We start from the raw sequence: 19,526 nt of genomic DNA on the forward strand, positions 1-19,526 counted from the left end.
CCGCGCCAGCGCGCCGGCGTCGCCCCAGGCGCAGCGCCTGCAAGCCACCGATCCCGCCATCGCTGCCGCTGTGGCGGCCTACCGCACTGGCGACATTGCCGCCGCTTCGGGCCGCCCGCCTGCGCCCGCACCGGCCACGGAACCTGTGCCCGCCCCTGTCGCCGTCCCTGCGGTGGCGCCAGTCGCGCCGGTCCAGATGCACCCTGTCCAGCGCCCCGCAGAGGCGGCCGCCGGAAGGAATACCGGCGCCGGCGCCAGAGCGCAAGCCGGTCCTGGCGCACGCACCGGCGGCGGCCGCACACCCGGCGGCCAGGCGCCCCCTGGCGGACAGGCCAGCGCGCAGGACGGCGCCCGGCCCGGCGGCCATATCGACAATGAGGCCTGAGCCGCCCGCATCGCTTTCTGCTGTGCCGCTTTAGAAGGCACTTCGGCATAATGCACCCCGCTTGATGCGCTGCGTCTTGCTGCGCCGCGCGGATTGTGGATAATCACGCAATCGAAAACATCATGGAGACCCTTCGATGAAGCTGAAGCACTCGGTAAGCGCAGTGGCGCTGCTGGCAATGGCCGCCGGCGCCTGCGCCCAGGACGTCGTGGTAAAGATCGGCCATAGCGGCCCGCTGTCCGGCGCACAGGCGTTTTCCGGCAAGGACAATGAAAACGGCGCCCGCCTCGCCGTCGAAGAACTGAACGCCAAGCCCATCACCGTCGGCGGCAAGAAGCTCAAGTTCGAACTGATGTCGGAAGACGACCAGGGCGACCCGAAAGCCGGCGTCTCCGTTGCGCAGAAGCTGGCCGATGCCGGCGTCAAATACGTGGTCGGCCCTTACAATTCCGGCGTCGCGATTCCCGCCTCGCGCATCTACAACGAAGCCGGCGCCCTGATCGCACCGGTAGCGACCAACCCCAAGTTAACGCAACAAGGGTACAAGAACATCTTTCGCATCAATGCCAGCGACACCCAGCTCGGCTCCAAGATGGCGCTGTACGCCGCCAATGAGCTGAAGGTGAAGAACGTCGCGGTGATCGACGACCGCACGGCCTTTGGCCAGGGCCTGGCGGAAGAATTCAAGAAGCAGGCGCGCGCCTCCGGCCTGCAGGTGGCGGGCCACGAGTACACCACCGACAAGGCGGTCGACTTCACCGCCATCCTGACCAAGCTGAAATCGAAGAATGTGCAGGCCGTATTCTTCGGCGGCTATGCGCCGCAGGGCGCCCCGATGGCGCGCCAGATGAAGCAGCTGGGCATCCAGGCCAAGCTGCTGGGCGGCGACACCATCTGCACCGCGGAAATGGGCAAGCTGGGCGGCGATGCCGTCGGTGAGAATGTGCTGTGCGCACAAGGCGGGACGTTGCTGGACAAGGCCGCTTCCGGCCCGGCCTTCAAGGCCAAATACAAGAAGCGCTTCAACGCCGAGCCGGACGTCTACGCCTCCGCCTACTACGATGCGGTGCTGATGTACGCGGCCTCGATGCAGAAGGTGAATTCCATCGATCCGGCCAAGGTCGGCGCCGACATTTCGGCCGGCACATACAAGGGTGTATCGGGCGCCTATGCGTTTGATGCAAAGGGCGACATGAAGTCCTCGCCTGTCACGATCTTCACCTTCAAGAACGGCCAGCCGGCTGCGATTGCGAGCTACTAAGAAATTGCCATAACTGCTCTGCGACCAGCCCAGTCGGCTGGCCGCTGCAGCGCACTGCCGCCAACTGTGGCCATTACCCCACAGTGACAATTGGAGATTATCCCGGCCAATTTGCGGACTAGAATCCATCTTGTTGTTGCTGCCCGGCTATTCGGTCCGGGCCCGAGCACCCCCTTCAATCGGCCCCGCCTCCGCCGACCAGATCCAACCCCAAGCTATCGCGAGCCACGACAGGCCACGCCCGCACGCGCTCGCCCCTACGATGAGGAAATACCATGGCGAATTCGACAGAATTGAACGGCCCGCAAGCCCAGGCTGCCAACGCAACTGAAGTACTGGCTTTTCGGCTCGGCAATGAAGAATTTGGCATCGACATCCAGGCTGTGCGCGAATTGCGCGGCTACAGCGCTGTGACACAGCTGGCGGAAGCCCCTGCTTACCTGAAGGGCGTGATCAACCTGCGCGGGGTGATCGTGCCCATCGTGGACTTGCGCATCAAGCTCGGCATTGGTAATGGCGTCTATAACGAATTTACCGTGGTCGTCGTGCTCGCGCTCAGCGAACAGCAGGTTGGCATTGTGGTCGACAGCGTTTCCGATGTGCTCAGCCTGACTGCGGAGCAGGTGAAAGCGCCGCCCGGCGGCGCCAATTTCGGCAACGCTTACCTGACCGGCATTGCCACCCTGGACCAACGCATGCTGCAGCTGGCTGATCTCAGCCAATTGCTGTCCGATATCACTGCCCCGGCCAAGCTCCCCATGGCGGCCTGAGATCTTGTGGAGAATACAAAATGAAACTGAACCAGATGAAAGTCGGCACGCGCCTGCTCGGCGCCTTCAGCATCGTTGCCCTGGCTGGCGCCATCGTGGCGGGACTGGGAATTGCCAACATGAGCAAGATCAACGATATGGGCGACCGCATTTATGATCGCGAGCTGCTCGGTCTGTCCTATATCAAGGAAGCCAATATCAACCTGATCTACATCGGCCGCTCGCTGCGCAGCGTATTGCTGGCTTCGACCGAAGAGCAGCGTAGCAAGTCGCTGCAGCGCATCGAAGACGCACGCAAGGAATTGCGCAGCAACCTCGCTGAAGCCGACAAGCGCTTCGCCTCCGCAGCCGGCCGCGAATTGCTCAGCAAGCTGCACAGTGAACTGGAGGCATACGACAACGACGTTCAGGATGTGCTGCGCCGGGCGCGCAAGGAACCACTGCAGGCGAATAATGAGCTGGCATCTTTTGTGATGGGGGCGATGTCAAGCAGGGCAACCGCGGTCGATGACCGCATGTCCGAACTGGCCCGCGTCAAGGAAAAAAATGCAGCCGACGCATCCGAAGAGACCACGGTCCTGTATGAATCGAGCCGCAACTTCATGATCATGCTGGTGGTCGGCAGTGCGCTGGCGGGCTTGGGCATGGGTATCTGGATCACGCGCGGACTGCTGCGCCAGCTGGGCGGGGAACCGGCTGATGCGGCGCAGATCGCCGCCCGCATTGCAGGCGGCGACCTGGCCGTCGATATCGACATCAGGCCGCACGACGAGTCCAGCATGCTGTTTGCCATGCGTCGCATGCGCGACAGCCTGGCGCAGATCGTCGGCCAGGTGCGCGCCGGCACCGACACCATTGCTACCGCCACGCAGCAGATCGCCGCCGGCAATCAAGACCTGTCCGCGCGCACCGAGCAGCAGGCCGGCTCGCTGGAAGAGACGGCGTCTTCGATGGAAGAATTGACCACGACGGTGAAACAGAATGCCGACAATGCGCGCCAGGCCAACCAGTTGGCGGCGAATGCATCGCAAGTCGCCACACGCGGCGGCACGGTCGTGGCGCAAGTGGTGGACACCATGGGCTCCATCAATGAAGCGTCGCGGCGCATCGTCGACATTATTTCCGTCATCGACGGCATCGCCTTCCAGACCAATATCCTGGCCCTGAACGCCGCCGTGGAAGCGGCGCGTGCCGGCGACCAGGGCCGCGGTTTCGCCGTTGTGGCCAACGAAGTGCGCAGCCTGGCGCATCGGTCCGCCGATGCTGCAAAGGAAATCAAGTCCCTGATCGAGAATTCGGTGGCGTGCGCCGAAAGCGGCAGCAAGCTGGTTGACCAGGCCGGCCGCACCATGGACGAGGTGGTGGCAAGCATTACCAGCGTCAGCGACATCATGTCGGAGATTACCGCCGCCAGCGCCGAGCAATCGACCGGCATCGACCAGGTCAACCAGGCCATCGGCGAGATGGACCATGTGACCCAGCAAAATGCCGCGCTGGTGGAAGAAGCGGCGGCCGCTGCCGAGTCGCTGCAGGAGCAGGCCAGCCAGCTTTCTTCCCTGGTGGCCGTCTTCACGCTGCACAAGGCATCGGCCAGCGCCGCCATCGCCGTCGCCGCGAAAGAGCCGCGCAAGCCCGCACTTGCCGTGGCCGCAAAAAACCGGCCCGCGCCGGCCAAGCCCAAGTCCGCCGGCCATGCAGCCCTGCCGCAACCGGCTCCCGCCCAGCCTGTTTTCGCATCGGGCAGCCGCGCCAAGGCAGCCGTGGTCAAAGACCAAGCCGGAGAGTGGGTGGAGTTCTGAGAACATGGGCTTCGTCGGAGCTCCGCCGCCTTCGTCCGGCTGAAACCGGCCTTCGTCCGGAAACGCTGGTGCACCGGCGCCGGTTTCACTACCTTGGACATGGTCTCACTTTCTTCGAAAGATGCCATCATGTCCCTTCTCTCTCTTGCTTCCCGCTGCGCGCGCTTCTCCAGCAACGTTGCGCTGGCTCTGCTCGCAGCCTGCGGCGGCGGCAGTGGCGGCGATAGCGCCATCGTCGCCGCGAACGTGCCGATCCAGCCGGTGGCGCTGGCAGCGAACCACACCAATGCCGTCTCGTACTGGCACGACGTCGCCGTTGCCACCGTTAATGCCAGCGGCGCTGCTGCCGCCACGCCGGAGGAACAGCGCACTATCTTCAACGTCGACATGGCCACGGTCAGCCTGGCGATGTACGACGCCAGCGCTGCCATCGACGGGCGCTACAAATTGTTCGGTCCAGCGCAAAGCGCCACTTCCAGCGGCGCATCAATCGATGCAGCTGTCGGCGCTGCGGCATATAGCGTGCTGCAAGCCCTGTTCCCCAACCGCAGTGACCAGTACAGCAACGCTTATGTCGGCTTCCTCGCCGGTTTGCCGACAGGCGACGCCAGGGACAAAGGTATAGCGCTTGGCACGCAAGTAGCGCGCAATATCGTGGCGCTGCGTGCCGACGATGGCCGCTCGGTCGCACTCGCGCCTTACATGCCGGGCACTGACCCAGGCAAATACCGTGGCAGCAATCCGGTTGACCGTTTTCGGCCTTCGATCCGGCCGTTTGTCCTGAGCAGCAACGACCAGTTCCGCCCACCGCCGCCCCCTGCCATCGCCAGCACCGCCTACGCCACGGATTTCAACGAAGTCAGAGCCTACGGCGGCATCGTCAGCATCGGCCGCACTCCCGAACAACTGGAGATGGCGCGATTCCACACCGAGCCACCGCCCTTTTTCCTGACCCGCAATTTCGGCTGGTTTGCCAGGACCACCGCCAACACCGCCGACGCGGCACGCTTGTTGGCCCTCATCTACGTTGCCAGCGCCGATGCGATTGACGCCTGCTTCGAGGCCAAGTATTTCTATGAACGCTGGCGGCCGCAAAGCGCCATCAATCTCGCCGATACGGACGGCAACGACATGACCGATGCCGTGCCCGACTGGGCTCCAGCCCTGCCCACGCCGCCCCATCCGGAATATCCTGCCGCCCATGGCTGCACCGCCGGTAGCCTGGCCGAAGTGCTGCGCCAGTATTACGGCACCAGGTCGGTCGGCTTTGCGTGGGACAGCAAGGCGACCAATACCACCCGTACGTATGCCACGACCGATGCATTCATTGAGGAGGTCACATCAGCACGTATCATGGGCGGCATGCATTTCCGCACCTCGCTCGCAGCCGGCACTGAATTAGGCGCCAAAACTTCCGCTTACATCCTGCAGAACAAGTTCGGTCCGCGCTAGCTGATCGCCGCCGGCAGTAGCCCGCCGGACGGCAATAAGTGTACGATCCTGCAAGGAGGATTCGCATGGACCAGATGCACTTGATGACCGTATTCGTCGCGGTGGGCGAACAGGAAAGCTTTGCAGGCGCTTCACGCAGCCTGAATATGTCGCCGGCGGCAATCACGCGCGCCATCACCGCGCTCGAAGAAAAGCTGGGCGCGCAACTCCTGCAAAGGACCACGCGCAACGTCCGCCTGACCGAAGCAGGCCAGCGCTACCTGGATGACTGCCGCAATATTCTCGCCAGCATCGAGGAAGCCAACGGCGCCGCGGCAGGCGTCAACTCGACGCCAAAAGGCAACCTGACCGTCACTGCCTCAGTCCTGTTCGGGAAGCACTTCGTCACTCCCTGCATTGTGCAGTTCCTGAAACAGTATCCCGAGGTTGACGTCTCCGCCTACTTTCTTGACCGGGTGGTCAACCTGATTGAGGAGGGCATGGATGTCGCGGTGCGGCTCGGCCCTCTGCCCGACTCCAGCATGAAGGCGCTGCGCGTCGGCCAGATGCGCCGCGTGCTGTGCGCCTCGCCCGAGTACCTGGCCAGGCATGGCGTGCCCCGGCATCCGGAAGAGCTGCTGCAGCATACGATCATCGCCGCCAGCAACATAACGCCGCGCGTCGAATGGAAGTTCGGCCAAGGGATGGACGCGATCACAGTCCGGATGAAGCCGCGCCTCACCGTCACCAGCAACGACGCTGCCATCCGCGCCGCGGTGGAAGGACTTGGCATCTGCCGCCTGCTGTCCTACCAGATGGCCGACGAACTGGCGGCCGGCAAGCTGAAGGTCGTCCTGCCGGAATTTGAGGAGGAGCCGTGGCCGGTGCACATCCTGCACCGCGAGAGCAAATATGGCTCCTCCAAAGTCCGCAAGTTTATCGACCTGCTGGCGCAGCACCTGCGGACGCACCCGCACCTGAACTGACCCTGCCGAGGAAGGCGCCGGTGATCGCGGCAACTTCATCCAGCCTGGTGTCCATCACGAAGTGCCCGCCATCGAGGACATGCACTTCGGCCGACGGGTTGTCGCGTTTGAACGCGTGCGCTCCCGGCACGGTGAACGCCAGGTCGTGCTTGCCCCACACCACCAGTGTCGGTAACTGGCGCTGTTTCAGCCAGGCCTGCCACTCCGGATACGCCGCCAGGTTGTGCTGGTAGTCGTATATCAAATCGGCCTGGATGCGCGCCTGGCCTGGCCGATTGAGGTAGGCATATTCGTCCATCCACAAGTCCGGGTCGTACGCTTCGATTGCGGGGTCGCTGCCGATATGGCGTGCGCGCGTCGCCGCGACGGACTGGTGCACGGCGATCACGTCCTTCTCATGCGCCGCGCGGTCTTCCCAGAACGGCTTGCGCTTGCCCCACATCGCCCCCAGTCCCTCTTCGTACACATTAGCGTTCTGGAAAACCAGCGCCTGGACTGCCTGCGGCCGCGCCAGGGCCATGCGCATGCCGACCGGCGCGCCGTAGTCCTGCATCAGCAGCACGTAGCGCTGTGCGCCAACCGCATCGGTGAACTTGTTCATCACTGCCGCCAGGTTGTCGAAGGTGTAGGCGAACTTCGCCGGGTCCGGTGCATCGCTGTTGCCGAAGCCGGGATAGTCCGGCGCAACCAGGTGGTAGCGGTCACCGAGTTTGCGCAGCAGGCCGTCGTACATGCGGGAGGAGCTCGGCACGCCGTGCAGCAGCAGGACGGTCGGTTTGCTGGCGTCGCCGGCCTCGCGGTAGGCGATATTGACGCCGTCCACGGCAACTGTGCGATAAGCGAGCGGCGCGGCTTGCGCGGCCCCGGCAAGTGCGATGGCAGCTGATGCGATGAGAGTTTTCATCCTGTTCTCCAGTGGGTTGTCGATAGCCCCACTCTATCGGCGCCTCAGGCCCGGCGAAACGCCGCCCAGCGAAATGGATTGTTTCGCAGCGCGTAGTTCCTGCGCCCTGAGCCGCTTCCTACAATCCATCCCATCCCAACCAATTTTGAAGGAAGCGAACATGAACACCGCCCGCATCGCTGCATCCCTGGCCTTCGCCCTTGCCGCCGCTGCTGCCTCCGCCGCGCCGACGGACGTCAGCTATCACACAGTCAAGGTCGATGGCGTCAACATCTTCTACCGCGAAGCCGGCCCGAAAGACGCGCCGACCGTGCTGCTGCTGCACGGCTTCCCTACCTCGTCCCAGATGTTCCGCAACCTGATTCCGCAACTGGCCGACCGCTATCACGTGATCGCGCCCGACTACCCCGGCTTCGGCCAAAGCGATGCGCCGGCTGTCGATCAATTTGTCTACAGCTTCGACCACCTGGCAAACGTGGTCGACAAGTTCACCACCCTGGTCGGCGCATCGAAATACGCCCTGTACGTGCAGGATTACGGCGCCCCGATCGGCTTCCGCCTGGCCGCCGCCCATCCTGAACGCGTCTCGGCCATCGTGGTCCAGAACGGTAACGCCTACAACGAAGGCATCGACAATGAGTTCTGGGCGCCGTTCAAAGTGTATTGGGCTGACAAAACCGAGGCAAATGCCGCCAAGCTGACACCGTTCTTCGAACTCGGCGCGACCAAATGGCAGTACACGCACGGCGCGCGCGACGCCAGCAGGATCAGTCCCGATGCGTGGACCTTGGACCAGGCCTATATGGACCGCCCAGGCAACAAGGATATCCAGCTTGAGCTGTTCTACAGCTACGGCAGCAACCCTGCCCACTACCCGGAATGGCAAGCCTACTTCCGCAAACACCAGCCACCGATGCTGATCACCTGGGGCAAAAACGACAAGATCTTCCCGGCAGCCGGCGCCGCGCCATACCTGCGCGACCTGCCGCAGGCCGAAGTGCACATGCTCGACACCGGCCACTTCGCGCTTGAAGAAGACGGCCAGCAAATCGGCAAGCTGATGCGCACTTTCCTCGGGCGCAATGTGAAATAAGGCACGCGCTCACCGCACCGGCTGCGGGCGGTTAACGAAAAAACCCTGCCAGATCAATGACCTGACAGGGTTTTTGTACGTCCTGGTGCCGGAGAAGAGAATCGAACTCCCGACCTTCTCATTACGAATGAGCTGCTCTACCAACTGAGCTACACCGGCAAAGAGTCCGGATTATAACTTCGGGCTCAAGGGTGCGCAAGCGCAGCTTGCAATAATTACACTGCTTCCTGGTGGTAGCTGGTGACCAGGGCTACTTCGTCGCGGGAGCCGAGGAAGACCGGCACGCGCTGGTGCAGCTTTTCCGGCTGGATGTCGAGGATACGCTTCTTGCCGTCGGTCGCCATGCCGCCCGCCTGTTCGACGATGAAGGCCATCGGGTTAGCTTCGTACATCAGGCGCAGGCGGCCTGGCTTGGACGGGTCTTTGTTATCGGCAGGGTACATGAAGACGCCGCCGCGGTTCAGGATGCGGTGCACGTCAGCCACCATGGAGGCGATCCAGCGCATGTTGAAGTCGGTGCCGCGCGGGCCGGTGCTGCCGGCCAGCAGTTCGCCGATATAGCGCTGCACAGGCGCATGCCAGTGGCGCTGATTGGAGGCGTTGATCGCGAATTCCTTGGTCTTGGCAGGAATCTGCATATTGCGCTGGGTCAGGACCCAGGAACCCATCTCGCGGTCGAGGGTGAAGCAGTTCACGCCGTTGCCGGTGGTGAGCACCAGCAGGGTCTGCGGGCCGTACAGGGCGTAGCCGGCGGCCACTTGCTTGGCGCCTGGCTGCAGGAAGTCCTTTTCGGTCGGTTCGGTCATGCCTTCCGGCGCTTTCAGCACCGAGAAGATGGTGCCGATCGAGACGTTGACGTCGATGTTGGAGGAGCCGTCCAGCGGATCGAACACCAGCAGGTACTCGCCTTTCGGGTAGCGGTTAGGGATCGGGTGGATGTCTTCCATCTCTTCCGACGCCATGGCTGCCAGGTGGCCGCCCCATTCGTTCGCTTCCAGCAGGATCTCGTTGGAGATCACGTCCAGCTTCTTCTGGACTTCGCCCTGCACGTTTTCGCTTTCCAGCGCGCCCAGCACTTCGCCCAGGGCGCCCTTGCCGACGCTGTGCGAAATGGTTTTGCAGGCGCGGCCCACCACCTCGATCAGGAGGCGCAGTTCCGCTGGAATGCTGTGGTGCTGGCGTTGTTCTTCAACGAGATATTGGGTCAGGCTGATACGTTTCATTGTTTCCCTAGGTTTGTACTAATTAATTGGAGAGTGCTTTGCTGACCACTTCCATCACGTCGTTGGACAGCGGCGTGGCGGCGGCGACTTTTTCCAGCGCGTGGCGCATATGGATTTGCAGCGCGGGCGCGTAACGGCGCCAGCGGTCCATGCTGCGCGCCAGGCGGGCGGCGACTTGCGGGTTCAGTGCATCGAGCTTGATCACGTGCTCGGCCCAGAATTCGTAGGCGCTGCCGTCGGCGGCGTGGAATTGCGACGGGTTGTTGTTGCAGAAGCTGAACAGCAGGCTGCGGGCGCGGTTCGGATTCTTCAGCGTGAAGGCCGGATGCTTCATCAGCTCACGCACCTTGGCCACGTTGGTGTGCGGCGCCGAGCCCTGCATGGCGAACCATTTGTCCACCACCAGCGCTTCGCCCTTGAAGTCCGTGTAGAAGGCGTCGAGCTGCTTGCCGGCGTCGGCGCCGCTGTGGATCAGCGACGACAGCGCGGCGGCGCGGTCGGTCATATTGCTGGCTGCGGCGAACTGCTCGCCAGCCAGCTTGACCGCTTCCGTATTGGGCTGCACCAGCAGGTAGGCCAGCGCCACGTTCTTCAGGCCGCGCTTGCCGGCCGAGATGGCGTCCGGGCTGTAGGGGCCCGGCGTGGCGTTGTCGCCATACACCTGCAGCAGTTCGGCGCGCAGCGCAGTGCCGATGGCGTGGCGCATGAACTGGCGCGCACTGTGGATGGCTTGCGGGTGCACCACTTCCATCTGCTCGGCGATGATGGTTTCCGACGGCAGGATCAGGCATTGCTCGCGGAAGGCGGCATCCAGTTCCTTGTCGGTCAGCACGGCGCGCAGGGCGGCGACGTAGGTATCGTCCAGCTGGAGCGGCTTGTTGTCCAGCACCGCTTGCGCCAGCGACAGCAAGCGCTGCATGGCCAGGCGCTGGCCGGCTTCCCAGCGGTTGACCGGGTCGCTGTCGTAGCGGAACAGGTGCAGCAGTTCTTCGTCGCTGTACGGATACTCCAGCACCACCGGCGCCGAGAAGTCGCGCAGGATCGACGGCACCGGGGCATGCGCCACGCCTTCGAAGCGGAAGGTCTGCTCGGCGGCGGTCAGTTCCAGCACAGCGGTTGTGCCCAGCGCCTTGCCGCCCAGCGTCAGCGGCAGGTCCTTGCCGTCGCTGCCCAGCAAGCCCACGGCGACCGGGATATGGAATGGTTTTTTGTCCCTCTGGCCCGGCGTTGCGGGGCAGGACTGGCGCAGCGTAAGTTCGTACACTTGCCTGGCGCCGTCGTGATGGCCGCTGACGCTGACCACCGGGGTGCCGGCCTGGCTGTACCAGCGTTCGAACTGTTTCAGGTCGCGCTCGTTGGCGTCGGCCATGGCGGCGCGGAAGTCGTCGCACTGCACGGCCTGCCCGTCGTGGCGTTCGAAGTACAGGTCCATGCCCTTGCGGAAGCCTTCGCGGCCCAGCAAGGTCTGGTACATGCGCACCACTTCGGCGCCTTTTTCATACACGGTCACCGTGTAGAAATTGTTGATCTCGACGAAGGAGTCGGGACGCACCGGGTGCGCCATCGGGCCAGCGTCTTCCGGGAACTGCGCCTGGCGCAGCGTGCGCACCTGGTCGATACGCGTAACGGCGCGGCCGCTATCGGTGCCGATCATGTCGGCGCTGAATTCCTGGTCGCGGAACACGGTCAGGCCTTCTTTCAGCGACAGCTGGAACCAGTCGCGGCACGTCACGCGGTTGCCGGTCCAGTTGTGGAAGTATTCGTGGCCCACCACGGCCTCGATGCCGGAGTAGTCGATATCGGTGGCGGTGCGCGGATTGGCCAGAACGAACTTGGTGTTGAAGATGTTCAGGCCCTTGTTTTCCATCGCGCCCATATTGAAGTCGCTCACGGCGACAATCATGAAGCGGTCCAGGTCCAGCTCCAGGCCCCAGCGTTCCTCGTCCCAGCGGATCGAGTTTTTCAGCGACTGCATGGCGTAGTCGGTCTTATCGAGGTTGCCCTCTTCCACCCACACCTGCAGCAGCACTTCGCGGCCGGACTTCAGCTTGTACTTCTCTTCCTGGCACACCAGGCGCGCGGCGACCAGTGCGAACAGGTAGGAGGGCTTCTTGAACGGGTCTTCCCATTTGGCGTAATGGCGGCCGTCGCCCAGGTCGCCCTCCTCCAGCAAGTTGCCGTTGGAGAGCAGCACAGGGTATTGCTGCTTGTCGGCGCGCAGCATCACGGTGTAGCGCGCCATCACGTCCGGACGGTCGGGGAAGTAGGTGATGCGGCGGAAGCCTTCCGCTTCGCACTGGGTGTAAAAACCGCTGCCCGAGGTGTACAGGCCGGACAGCGTGGTGTTTTCCATCGGCACGCAGGTCGTTTCAATTTCCAGCAATACATTGACCGGCGCATTGCGGATGGTCAGGATATTATTATCAATAATGTATTGATCCGGATTCAACTCCCGGCCATTCATGCGCAGGGCGACCAGTTCGATGGCTTCGCCGTGCAGCACCAGGTCACGGCTCTTGCTGTCCGGGTTGTGGCGCAGCTGGACGCGGCTGGCGACGATGGTACAGGCCGGATCGAGGTCAAAGCCCAGTTCCACAGTCTCCACCAGGTAGCTGGGCGGGGTGTAATCCTTACGATAAATCGTTTTTGGGCTGTCGGTACGCATGGTTTGGGCGAGCGGGACAAAGAAGGCTATTTTACCAATACCGGGCAAGGGGCACGCCCGATTCTTTTCCCTTGTCCTTCCGGCAGTAACATTCTGTAATAATTAGGTGAAATGTATGTTGCCGGATTAAACTGGCTTATACGGTAAATAAGGAGTCCTGCCATGAAAGCGCTAGCCATTTTGGTGGCGGCCACCAGTCTGTTGCTGAGCGGCTGTGCCACTACCCTGCACAGTAACGTCACCGTTTTCCACGAGTGGCCAGGCGACTTGCAGGACAAATCATATACCTTTGAAACGCCCGCTCCGGGCGAAGATACGCTGGAATACCGCAGCTACCAGAACCTGGTGAGCGGCGAACTGGCCAAGCTGGGCTTTACCCAGGCGGCCAGTACCAAGGACGCCAACCTGCGCGTCGGCATGCAGTTCAGCACAATCGACCATCCGGTCAAGGTGCTGACGGCGACCGATCCCTGGATGTATGGTCCTGGCCCGTGGGGCTACGGTCCGCGCTGGGGCTACCCTTACCGCCATCGCTATTACGGCTACTACGGCTTCTACCGCCCGTACTACGATCCGTGGATGTGGGGCCCGATCGAATACCGCGAAACCATCCAGCACAACTACGACCGCAACCTGCGCGTGACCATCAACAACCTGCAGGGCAAGAAGCTGTATGACGTGACGGTGCAAAACACCAGCCGCAAACAGTCGACGCCAATGGTGATGCCGGCCCTGGTGCAAAGCGCCTTTACCGGCTTCCCGGGCGAGAGCGGCAAGGCCAAGCGCGTAGACCTTGAGCTCCAATAACTTATTCCAATCGCTGGGGCGGTGGTTGCGCGAAGGCGCTTCCGCCGCCCTTTTCCGTTCGCCCCGCTGGGAAGGCCTGGCCACCGCGCCGGGCGTGGTCACGGTCCTGGTGCTGATGCTGCTGGCGCAGGCCGTGCTGTTCCAGCGCCTGACGATCGAAGGGCCGGCGGTTTTCTACTGGCAGGCCATTGCCTACGGCTGGCTGTCATTCGCACTGCTCCCGTTTTACGCCTTGCTGACACGCGGGGCCGGCCCCAGCGGCCGCCCCGGCGCAGCGCCCGATATGGCGCTGCTCGTGACCTTGATGCTGGCGCAGTCCGTCTGGCTGGAGCTGTTCCTCAGCCTGTGTTTTGGCGGCCTGCTCTACAGCGGATCCGATCAATGGTCGGTACGTTTCCTGGGACGCTGGGGTGGCTGGATCATGTGGGCCATTCCAGTCCTGCTGGCGCTGGTGTCGCAATTGACGCTGCTGGCGCGCGGCGGCCGCGGGCGGCGTTGGCCGCTGGCGCTTACAGCGGGCATGATGGTCGGCGTCGTGGCGCTGGGCGTATCCGCGCGCCAGCCGGAATACTGGTATCCGGAGAGGGAAGCAGCGGACAGCGAGAGCCAGCCTTCCCGCTTCCTGAAGCTGACGCCTGAATTGCTGGAGGCCCAGCCGGTCCTGCTGGCGCGCCAGCTGGCAGCCCTGGCGCCGCAGCGTCCCGGCAAGGTCGATATGTATGCGCTCACCTTTGCGCCCTACGGCGACGATGTCTTCCGCCGCGAGAGCCAGATGGTGGCGGGCGTGATGTCCGCGCGCTTCGATACCGCCGGCCGCACGGTGCAGTTGGTGAACCACTTCCAGACCGCCGATTCCCTGCCCTGGGCCACCACCCTGAACCTGCAGCGCGCCATCCGCAGCGTGGCCAACATCATGGACAAGGATGAAGACATCCTGTTCATCTACCTTACATCGCACGGCGCGCGCGAAGGCCAACTGGCGGCCAATTTCTGGCCCTTCGAACTGACCGAACTGACGCCGGCCATGCTGCGCAAGTCGCTGGATGAAGCCGGGATCAGGAACCGCGTCATCGCCATTTCGGCCTGCTTCTCGGGCAGCTGGATCCCGGCGCTGAAAGGCGACTCGACCATGGTACTGACCGCGGCCGATGCCCACCATACTTCCTACGGCTGCGGCTACAAATCCGAGCTGACCTTCTTCGGCCGCGCCATGTTCGACGAACAGCTGCGCAGCAAGACGCGATCTTTCGAACAAGCCCACGCCGCAGCGCGCGAAATCATCCGCCAGCGCGAAATCGATGCAGGCAAGGATGACGGCTACTCCAACCCCCAACTCTCAGCCGGCCCCGACATTCGCGCCAAGCTGGCAGCGATTCAGTGAACGTAACGGGCGATGAAGTAGACGGCTCCCATCAAGGCCGCCATACAGCTATATATGCGCCATGTCATCTTGTGCATTTCCTTGTGAAATTCCTCCTTCGTCAGGAAGATTTCCTTGTGCTCAATCAGGGTCGCTTTGACAAGCGCCATGTCTGTTTTGAGACCGGCAACATCATTTTTGAGTTGTGCAACGTCACTCTTCAACTGTGCCACGTCGCTCTTCAACTGCGCCACGTCATCCTTCAATTGCGCCACGTCAACCTGCAACTGCGTTACCGCAGCTTCGACCGCATTTAAGCGAGATTCAAGAGCGTCAAAACCGATACTCGGGAACTTCGCAGCGCGCGACAAGGCCCCGCCAAGCTGCGTTACCGATGGCATCAATTGATCTTTGAACTCCGGGTGCTCATCCATCAATCGATTTATGGCGGCGACGAGCATCGCAAGGGCGGAAATGCACTCGCGTGTGGCGCGCACCGCCTCCTCATCGTCAAGAACTTGCTTGGAAGTACCGTTCATATTCTTCTCCCGATAAGGACAGTGAAAGATGCTTCGACCGTCGCGATCGGAGCAAGTTCAATGAATTTGCAATTGCCTGAGCGAGATATCGTTGTGGCCGGCCCCGGGGGCGACCTGGAATGTGGCGAGGCCTGGACGGAAGCTGCGGTACAGGGCTTCGCTGCTGGCGCGGGGAATGACTTCGTCGCGTTCGGCGGCGAGGATGGTGGTGGGTGCGTTGACTTTCGCTGCGTAGCTGGCAGAGTCGTAGCGGTCACGCAGCAGCAAGCGCGCCGGCAGCCAGGGAAAATGGTAGCCCGCCACTCGGGCCAGGGTGTCGTAGGGCGTGACCAGCACCAGGCGGTCGATAGCGCGCACGCTGGCCAAGCGTGTGGCGATGCCGCTGCCAAGGCTGCGGCCGACCAAGGTCACCTGCGGGTGCCGTGCGCGCACGTATTCGTACAGCGCCTGCGCATCGGCAAACAAGCCCTCCTCCGTCGGCTCGCCCGGCGTGGCGCCATAGCCGCGGTAGTGCATCAGATAAAGCGATTGACCGGGGAAGGCAGCCTGTAATTCGGGCAAACTGTAGCCGACTGCTTCGGCATTGCCGCCGAAATAGATCACGGCGCTGCTGCCCGGCTGTTCGTGAAGAGTGACACCCACGCGCGCACCACCGCCCAGCATCAACATGGTGCCGCCGTCAAAGCGCTGCGGGAAATAGAGCATGCTGCGCTGGCGGAAGAACACCAGCGCGCACAAGACGAGATAAGCAGCGGGGATCAGCAGCAGCAGGGACATCATCCGGCGCCGCATAGGGACTTCAGCGGTAGTAAGCTTCGCTGGCGAATGTGATAAGACCGATCAGCGCCACGGCGGAGAGCAGGACGATGAGCAGGCGTCCAAATTTCGGGTTGCCGTCGTCGTCATCGGCTGGGCGGTTCTGGTCGGTCATAATCAATTCATGGCAAGAGGATGGTGGAACCGGTAGTGCGGCGCGCTTCCAGGTCACTGTGCGCCTGCCCCACATCTGCCAGATTATACCGCTGGTTGATGTCGATCCTGACAGCGCCGCGCTCCACCACGTCGAACAGCGACTGGGCACAGGCTTCCAGGTCGGCGCGCGTTGCCGTGTAGTTGCCGAGTGCCGGGCGGGTCAGGTAGAGCGAGCCGCGCGACGCCAGTTCACCCAGCGAGAAATTGGCCACCGGGCCCGATGCATTGCCGAAGCTGACCATCATGCCGCGCGGGCGCAGGCAATCGAGGGAACCGATGAAGGTGTCCTTGCCGATGGAATCGAAGACGGTGGAGACGCCCTTGCCGCCGGTGATCTCGCGCACCCGCTCGGTAAAGTTTTCCGTGTTGTAGTTGATGGCGTGGGTGGCGCCATGCTTCAGGGCCAGCGCCACCTTTTCGTCCGAACCGGCGGTGCCGATCAGGTTCACGCCCATGGCGCGCGCCCACTGGCAGGCGATCAGGCCGACGCCGCCGGCAGCGGCATGGAACAGGATGGTGTCGCCCTTCTTGACCGGCGCAGCGGAATGCAGCAGGTACTGCACCGTCATCCCTTGCAGCATCATGGCGGCGGCGGTATCGCTGCCGATCGCGTCGGGCAGCTTGACGAGCAGGCTGGCCGGCATATTGCGCAGCTGGGCATAGGCGCCGTTCGGGCGGCCGGCATAGGCCACGCGGTCGCCCACGCGAACGTGGCTGACACCCTCGCCTACCGCCTCCACCACCCCGGCGCCTTCCTGGCCCAGGCCAGCGGGCAACGGCTGCGGGTAGAGGCCGGTGCGGAAATACACGTCGATGAAATTCAGGCCGATTGCCTCATGCCGCACGGTCGCTTCGCCGGGGCCCGGCGCGCCGACTTCAACATCGACATATTCCATGACTTCCGGCCCGCCGGTGCGGGACATGCGGATTGCCTTGGCCATCATGCTGCTCCTTCCGACCGGGAGACTGCCTGCAATTGCGACAGCACCAGGTGGGCCGTCGCGAGATTGGTGGCGCACGTGACGTTGTGCACGTCGCAGGCGCGCACCAGCGCGTTGATGTCAGGCTCGTGCGGCTGAGGGGTCATCGGGTCGCGCAGGAAGATGATGGCGTCGATATTGCCTTCCACGAGCATGGAGCCGATCTGCAGGTCTCCGCCCAGCGGGCCGGAGTGCTTGCGGTCCACCGTCAGGCCCACTTCCGCGATCAGGCGGCCGCCGGTGGTGCCGGTCGCGCACAGCTTGCAGGTGCGCAGGAAGTCGGCGTACTCGCGGGCCAGCGCGATCATGTCGTCTTTTTTCTTGTCGTGGGCAATCAGGGCAATGCGGGGCGTCATTTCTCGTTACCTTTCACATTCGACAGCAGATAAATACCGGCCAGCACCAGGGCCGTTCCCGCCAGCTGCCAGCTGGTCACGGGTTCGGACAGGATGACGGCGCCAAAAAACAGCGTGGAGACAGGACCAATCATAGCCGCTTGCGAGGCCGCACCGGCGCCGATGCGCTGCACGGCGGTCATGGTCATGAAGACCGGCATGACGGTGCACAGGATGCCGTTGATCAGGGACAGGCCGTAGACCTCCATCGGCTGCACCAGCATTTCGGCCGGGCGCAGCACGAAGAACTGGCCGATGCAGGCAGCGCTCGATACGCACATGGCGTACGACACCAGGCGCAGCGCACCCAGGCGCTTGACCATTTCGCCCGATCCCAGCAGATACAGGGCGTAGGCAATGGCGGAGCCCAGCACCAGCAGCGAACCAAGCGCCACATTGCTCATGCCGCCCTGGAGATCGTGGAAGAACACCAGCACAATGCCGGCGTAGGCGGTAAACAGCGAGAGCCATTGGGCGCGGCTGATGTGCTGCTTGAGCCAGACCGCGCCGGCCAGCAGGACGAAGGTCGGGGTCAGGAACAGGATCAGGCGCTCGAGGCCCACCGTGATGTATTGCAAGCCGAGGAAATCGAAGAAGGAAGACAGGTAGTAGCCGACCAGGCCCAGGCCAACCAGGCGCCAGGCGTCGGCCCGGCTCAATGGCGGTTCGCTGCGCATCTTCCACAGCGCGACAGCGGCGAAGACCGGCAGCGAGAACAACATGCGGAACGCGATCACCGTTACTGCGTCGAGGTGATAGCGGTATAGCAGCTTGGCCACGATGGCCTTGGTTGAAAAGAGGATGGCCCCGCCGATTGCGATTGCCAGTCCGCCAAAATAGGCGGTACGTTTGCCTTGCGTTTCCTGAGTGGCTATTTCCATGCCATCATTGTAGCGGCAAGCTGGCGGGCTTGCTGGCGGTCCTCCAAAACCGGCAAAACAGTGTCTGGCCCCGCGGGCCAGACACCGAAGTGCCGGTCTTAGTACACGTTGACGGACGCCTGCCCAGCAGTCACCGCGGCCGTCGTCACCTTGGCGATCACATTGGCCGGTGCATTGACGCCCACCAGCTTGTTGACCTGCTTGAACTGCGCCGTCAGCGAGCCCGCCGTCAGCGTCACCACGGTAAAGCCCTGTGCATCCGTGTTCAGGTGGCGCAGGTGCGGGTTGCTGTTCAAGCCAGCCAGCTGCTGCGCCAATGGCAGCAATTGACCGCTGAAAGTGGCATCGGCCTTGAGGCCTGCCAGCACGGCTTCCACAGTCGCATCCAGCGACGCCTCCGGCACGCCCTTCGCGCCCAGTGCGCCGCGCAGCTGCACTGCCAGCGAGGCGGCCAGCGTGTCGGCGGTCGGCGCGGCCTTGCCCATGGTGTAGTCCAGCAGGTTGAGATTCAGGTCGACGGTGCCCAGGTTCGGCACCGGCAGTTGCAGCGGCCAGGAAACGAGCGTTCCCAGGTCGCCCAGGCTTGCAGCAGCTTCGCGCAGGTAAGTGAAGAAGGAATCGGAGCTGACGCCGGCCGATACCAGGTCCACCATGACCGGCGTGCCACCGCCCGCTGCATCGTAATCGTCGTTGACGGTGCCGGCGAAGAAGGAGTGGATGTCGCCGGTCAGCGCCACCACGTTGCCGATGGCATTGGTCTTCAGGTGCGACATCAGGGCCTTGCGTTCTGCGTTGTAGCCGTCCCACTGGTCGCAGTTGATCAGGAACTTGCGGAAGTAAGGCGCCAGCGCGGCCGCCTTGCCGGAAGCGACCACGAATGGCGATTCGACTTTCTTGGCCTGGATGTCGGCCTTGATGTAGCCGATGGCGATGCCCTGGGCCGCGGCGGTGGCTTGCAGCGTGGCGCTGGCGCCCGCCTTGGCCGCGTTTTCCGCCTGGCCGAACGCCAGCACTGCCACGCCGGCCTGGACCGAGGTCAGGCCCGCGCCAACGGCGGCCGCCAGGCGCGCGCTGG

Annotated in this window: 18 protein-coding genes, 1 tRNA gene and 1 pseudogene; 9 read left to right on the plus strand and 11 right to left on the minus strand. The window is 63.2% G+C overall.

Annotation, left to right across the window (positions count from 1 at the left end; genetic code table 11):
- The 6 genes and pseudogenes from GM658_RS28980 to GM658_RS28225 all read left to right on the plus strand — a co-directional run.
- Positions 1-385: pseudogene (locus GM658_RS28980) on the plus strand (hypothetical protein); the annotation flags it as partial.
- A gap of 136 nt (positions 386-521) precedes the next feature.
- Positions 522-1,646: a branched-chain amino acid ABC transporter substrate-binding protein gene (locus GM658_RS28205; RefSeq protein WP_155457440.1), complete on the plus strand. Its 1,125-nt coding sequence runs from the start codon at positions 522-524 to the stop codon at positions 1,644-1,646.
- Between the two features lie 275 nt (positions 1,647-1,921).
- Positions 1,922-2,416, plus strand: coding sequence for a chemotaxis protein CheW (locus GM658_RS28210; RefSeq protein WP_155457441.1), 495 nt, complete (start codon positions 1,922-1,924; stop codon positions 2,414-2,416).
- Between the two features lie 20 nt (positions 2,417-2,436).
- Complete coding sequence (locus tag GM658_RS29695) at positions 2,437-4,215, plus strand: methyl-accepting chemotaxis protein (RefSeq protein WP_155457442.1); 1,779 nt, start codon at positions 2,437-2,439, stop codon at positions 4,213-4,215.
- A 129-nt stretch (positions 4,216-4,344) separates the two neighbouring features.
- Positions 4,345-5,667, plus strand: a complete 1,323-nt coding sequence (locus GM658_RS28220) for a vanadium-dependent haloperoxidase (RefSeq protein WP_170299028.1) — start codon at positions 4,345-4,347, stop codon at positions 5,665-5,667.
- Positions 5,668-5,732: 65 nt separating this feature from the next.
- Positions 5,733-6,632, plus strand: coding sequence for a LysR family transcriptional regulator (locus GM658_RS28225; RefSeq protein ID WP_155457444.1), 900 nt, complete (start codon positions 5,733-5,735; stop codon positions 6,630-6,632).
- On the opposite strand, the gene GM658_RS28230 is transcribed toward GM658_RS28225, so the two are convergent.
- Positions 6,583-7,536 carry an alpha/beta fold hydrolase gene (locus GM658_RS28230; RefSeq protein ID WP_155457445.1) on the minus strand — a complete coding sequence of 318 codons (954 nt, stop codon included), beginning with the start codon at positions 7,534-7,536 and terminating at the stop codon, positions 6,583-6,585. The genes GM658_RS28225 and GM658_RS28230 overlap by 50 nt on opposite strands.
- Positions 7,537-7,696: 160 nt before the next feature.
- Between GM658_RS28230 and GM658_RS28235 the strand changes: the two genes are divergently transcribed.
- On the plus strand, positions 7,697-8,629 hold the full coding sequence (locus GM658_RS28235; RefSeq protein WP_155457446.1) for an alpha/beta fold hydrolase: 933 nt from the start codon (positions 7,697-7,699) through the stop codon (positions 8,627-8,629).
- An 83-nt stretch (positions 8,630-8,712) separates the two neighbouring features.
- Here the strand turns inward: GM658_RS28235 and GM658_RS28240 are convergent.
- From GM658_RS28240 to pepN, 3 genes are all read right to left on the minus strand, one after another.
- Positions 8,713-8,788 (minus strand) — tRNA-Thr (locus tag GM658_RS28240).
- A gap of 56 nt (positions 8,789-8,844) precedes the next feature.
- Entirely contained in the window at positions 8,845-9,852 is a 1,008-nt protein-coding gene (locus GM658_RS28245) for a class 1 fructose-bisphosphatase (RefSeq protein ID WP_155457447.1), read from the minus strand.
- 22 nt (positions 9,853-9,874) lie between these two features.
- Complete coding sequence (pepN, locus tag GM658_RS28250; RefSeq protein WP_155457448.1) at positions 9,875-12,517, minus strand: aminopeptidase N; 2,643 nt, start codon at positions 12,515-12,517, stop codon at positions 9,875-9,877.
- Positions 12,518-12,679: 162 nt separating this feature from the next.
- On the opposite strand from pepN, the gene GM658_RS28255 reads away from it, so the two are divergent.
- A complete protein-coding gene (locus tag GM658_RS28255) occupies positions 12,680-13,324 on the plus strand; it encodes a DUF4136 domain-containing protein (protein WP_155457449.1) in 645 nt (214 codons plus the stop codon).
- Between the two features lie 25 nt (positions 13,325-13,349).
- Positions 13,350-14,705 carry a C13 family peptidase gene (locus tag GM658_RS28260; RefSeq protein WP_211841957.1) on the plus strand — a complete coding sequence of 452 codons (1,356 nt, stop codon included), beginning with the start codon at positions 13,350-13,352 and terminating at the stop codon, positions 14,703-14,705.
- On the opposite strand, the gene GM658_RS28265 is transcribed toward GM658_RS28260, so the two are convergent.
- From GM658_RS28265 to GM658_RS28290, 7 genes are all read right to left on the minus strand, one after another.
- Positions 14,699-15,223: a kinetochore Spc7 family protein gene (locus GM658_RS28265; protein WP_155457451.1), complete on the minus strand. Its 525-nt coding sequence runs from the start codon at positions 15,221-15,223 to the stop codon at positions 14,699-14,701. The two genes, GM658_RS28260 and GM658_RS28265, sit on opposite strands and share 7 nt — an antisense overlap.
- 57 nt (positions 15,224-15,280) lie before the next feature.
- Positions 15,281-16,015 (minus strand): alpha/beta hydrolase, encoded by a 735-nt coding sequence (locus tag GM658_RS28270; protein WP_155457452.1) that lies wholly within the window; start codon positions 16,013-16,015, stop codon positions 15,281-15,283.
- Between the two features lie 7 nt (positions 16,016-16,022).
- Positions 16,023-16,154, minus strand: coding sequence for a hypothetical protein (locus tag GM658_RS29600; RefSeq protein ID WP_267875009.1), 132 nt, complete (start codon positions 16,152-16,154; stop codon positions 16,023-16,025).
- A 7-nt stretch (positions 16,155-16,161) separates the two neighbouring features.
- Positions 16,162-17,136 (minus strand): quinone oxidoreductase family protein, encoded by a 975-nt coding sequence (locus GM658_RS28275; protein ID WP_155457455.1) that lies wholly within the window; start codon positions 17,134-17,136, stop codon positions 16,162-16,164.
- The gene (locus GM658_RS28280; RefSeq protein WP_155457453.1) at positions 17,136-17,531 is read right to left on the minus strand and encodes a methylglyoxal synthase; all 396 of its coding nucleotides are present in this window, start codon (positions 17,529-17,531) and stop codon (positions 17,136-17,138) included. The genes GM658_RS28275 and GM658_RS28280 overlap by 1 nt, the downstream gene beginning before the upstream one ends.
- The gene (locus GM658_RS28285) at positions 17,528-18,451 is read right to left on the minus strand and encodes a DMT family transporter (protein WP_155457454.1); all 924 of its coding nucleotides are present in this window, start codon (positions 18,449-18,451) and stop codon (positions 17,528-17,530) included. The genes GM658_RS28280 and GM658_RS28285 overlap by 4 nt, the downstream gene beginning before the upstream one ends.
- Before the next feature lie 98 nt (positions 18,452-18,549).
- Positions 18,550-19,526 (minus strand): alkaline phosphatase D family protein (locus GM658_RS28290; RefSeq protein WP_211841958.1); only part of this gene is annotated, 977 nt, incomplete at its 5' end.

Source organism: Massilia eburnea, from assembly GCF_009720745.1.
In the GTDB taxonomy this organism is placed as follows: domain Bacteria; phylum Pseudomonadota; class Gammaproteobacteria; order Burkholderiales; family Burkholderiaceae_D; genus Rugamonas; species Rugamonas eburnea.